The 2760-nt window shown below is 73.2% G+C and carries 3 protein-coding genes; 1 reads left to right on the top strand and 2 read right to left on the bottom strand.

The features are described from left to right. Positions 1 to 176 precede the first annotated feature (176 nt). Together AB0J09_RS61630 and AB0J09_RS61625 are read right to left on the bottom strand one after the other, a co-directional pair. Positions 177 to 974: an ABC transporter permease gene (locus tag AB0J09_RS61630; protein ID WP_360713368.1), complete on the bottom strand. Its 798-nt coding sequence runs from the start codon at positions 972 to 974 to the stop codon at positions 177 to 179. Then, positions 971 to 1879: an ABC transporter ATP-binding protein gene (locus AB0J09_RS61625; RefSeq protein ID WP_360713366.1), complete on the bottom strand. Its 909-nt coding sequence runs from the start codon at positions 1877 to 1879 to the stop codon at positions 971 to 973. Before AB0J09_RS61625 ends, AB0J09_RS61630 begins: the two co-directional genes overlap by 4 nt. A gap of 256 nt (positions 1880 to 2135) precedes the next feature. Here AB0J09_RS61625 and AB0J09_RS61620 point away from each other — a divergent pair. After that, on the top strand, positions 2136 to 2760 hold a 625-nt coding region (locus tag AB0J09_RS61620), incomplete at its 3' end, for an MFS transporter (protein ID WP_360713364.1).

Genomic DNA, 2760 nt, shown 5'->3' with positions numbered 1-2760 from the left:
GCTCTTCGTGGGCAGCGCGGTCTCGTCGTGGGCGGCCGGGCCGCTGGCCGAGCACGGGCGCTACGCCCTGCTGTTCGGCCTTGCGGCCGGCGCCGCGATCCCGCTGACCGCGGTGGCCGCCCTCACCAGGCGCCGCTACGGCCGCACGGAGGCGGCCCAGCCGCAGCCCGAGTGAGCTACTCCCAGCGGAAGGTGCGCGAGACCAGGCCCAGCGACAGCACCGCCCACGCCGCGAGCACGGCCAGCGGGCCCAGCGGCAGGGCGGCGCCCTGCCCGAGCACCGCGCGCAGTCCGCCGGTCAGGGCCGAGATGGGCAGCACCTCCAGGACCTGCCGCATGCCGTGGGGGAACTTCGACAGCGGGAAGATCACCCCGCCGGCCCCCAGCAGGACCAGGTACACGAGGTTGGCCGCGGCCAGAGTGGCCTCCGCGCGGAGCGTGCCCGCCATGAGCAGCCCCAGCCCGCTGAAGGCCGCCGTCCCCAGCACGACGAGCAGCGCCGCGCTCAGGAACGACCCGTGCGGCCGCCACCCGAGCGCCAGCCCGACGGCCACGATCACCGCGGCCTGGATGACCTCCACGGCCACGACGGCGGCCGTCTTGGCGAGCATGAGCCCGGCCCTGGACAGCGGGGTCGCGCCCAGCCGCTTCAGCACGCCGTAGCGGCGCTCGAAACCGGTCGCGATGGCCTGGCCGGTGAAGGCCGTGGACATGACCGCCAGCGCCAGCACGCCCGGCACCAGGAAGTCGACCCGCCTGCCGCCCCCGACGTCGATCAGCGGCGCCAGCGAGAAGCCGGCCAGCAGCAGCACCGGGATGATCATGGTGAGGAGCAGCTGCTCGCCGTTGCGCAGCATCGCCCGGATCTCCGCGCCCGCCTGGGCGAGGACCATGCTCGGGAACGGCGCCGCCCCCGGCGCGGGGGTGAAGTCCAGCACGAGCTCCCCTGCGGGGGAGCGACCCTGGCTCGTCATCGCAGCTCCCTGCCCGTCAGTTCGAGGAAGACGTCTTCCAGGGTGCGGCGCTCGATGCGCAGGTCGTCGGCCGTGACGCCCTCCGCCGCGCACCAGGCCGTCACCGTGGCCAGCAGTTCGGGCCCCACCTGGCCCTCGATGATGTAGTGGCCGGCGGGCGACTCCTTGGCCGCGCTGCCCGCGGGGAGCGCGTTGAGCAGCTCTTCCAGCGCCAGCCCCGGCCGGGCCCGGAAGCGGAGCTGCCGCTCTGCCCCCGTCAGCGAGGCCGGTGTGCCCTCGGCCACCACCCGGCCCCTGTCGATGATCACCACGTGGTCCGCCAGCCGCTCGGCCTCGTCCATGTGGTGCGTGGTCAGCACCACCGAAACGCCCGCCCCGCGCAGCTCGCCCACCAGCTCCCAGCAGGCGTGCCGGGCCTGCGGGTCGAGCCCGGCCGTCGGCTCGTCGAGGAAGACCAGCTCGGGCCGCCCGACGACGGCCGCGGCCAGGGACAGCCGCTGCTGCTGCCCGCCCGACAACCGCCGGTACGGGGTGCGTACGTGATCCACCAGGCCCAGCCGTGACAGCAGGGCCCGGGCGTCGAGCGGATGGGCGTAGAAGCGCGAGACCAGCCGCAGCCACTCGCCGCAGCGCATCGCCGGCGGCACGCCGCCCGCCTGGAGCATGACCCCCACCCGCGGCCGCAGCTCCGGCAGCGTGGGCACCAGGCCGAGCACGCGGACCGTGCCGGCGTCGGCCCTGCGGAACCCCTCACAGATCTCCACCGTGGACGTCTTGCCCGCGCCGTTGGGCCCGAGCACGGCGGTGACCGCTCCGCGCGCGGCGCGGAGCGCGAGGCCGTCCACGGCCGTGGTGCCGCCGTAACGCTTGACCAGGTCGATGATCTCGACGGCTGGGGATTCCATGGCCACGAGTTTAGGGACTACGACACGCGGTCCGGGCCGCAGGTGAGCCCCAGGAGCGCGCCTCGGGAAGACATGGCCTGATTTGGACAGTTCTTGACCCGTCCGTTTCCCGGAAGGGTCCCGTGACGTTCTCGATCATCCGGCTGAACGAACTCGAGACGAAATATCTGATGACCGGGAATTCGGAGGACTCTATCCTGGTTTGACCCCTCGGCCCTCGTGGGCCGGGAAGCCTGCGAGGGAGAGGAAAACCCGCATGTCCGTGGCACAAGCCGCGTCCATCGTCGCCGTCGAGCAACGGAAGGGCCGTCGCGGACTACTGCTGGTGATCCTGGGAGCCCTGTCGGCGATCGGCCCGCTCTCCATCGACATGTACCTCCCGGCGCTGCCCACCATCACCTCCGAGATGCTCAGCGCGCCCGCGCAGGTCCAGCTCACCCTCACCGCCTGCCTCATCGGCGTGTCCGTCGGCCAGGTGATCGCCGGGCCGTTCAGTGACGTGCGCGGCAGGAGGGTGCCGCTGATCGTGGGTGTGGCCGGGTTCATGGCGGCCTCGCTGTTGTGCGCGTTCGCGCCCTCCGTGCCCATGCTCATCGCGTTCCGCCTGCTGCAGGGCATGCTGGGCGGCGCGGCCCTGGTCATCGTGCGGGCGGTCGTCCGCGACCTGTACGACGGCGCCGCCATCGCCCGCATCTTCGCCACGCTCATGCTGGTCAGTGGTCTGGCGCCGATCCTCGCGCCCATCGCCGGGGCGCAGCTGCTTGCCTTCACCTCGTGGCGCGGCGTGTTCGTGGCGCTCAGCGTCGCCGGGGTGGTGCTGCTGGTGGCGGTGCTGTCGGGCGTGCGCGAGACGCTGCCCGCGGCCGAGCGCGAGAGCGGCG

This window comes from Nonomuraea sp. NPDC049784 (genome assembly GCF_040659615.1).
Taxonomy (GTDB): domain Bacteria; phylum Actinomycetota; class Actinomycetes; order Streptosporangiales; family Streptosporangiaceae; genus Nonomuraea.
This window is presented reverse-complemented; position numbering and strand designations above follow the sequence as displayed.

Coding starts and splice junctions, on each gene's coding strand:
- AB0J09_RS61625 (WP_360713366.1), bottom strand. CDS start 1,879: ATGGAATCCCCAGCCGTCGAGATCATCGACCTGGTCAAGCGTTACGGC.
- AB0J09_RS61630 (WP_360713368.1), bottom strand. CDS start 974: ATGACGAGCCAGGGTCGCTCCCCCGCAGGGGAGCTCGTGCTGGACTTC.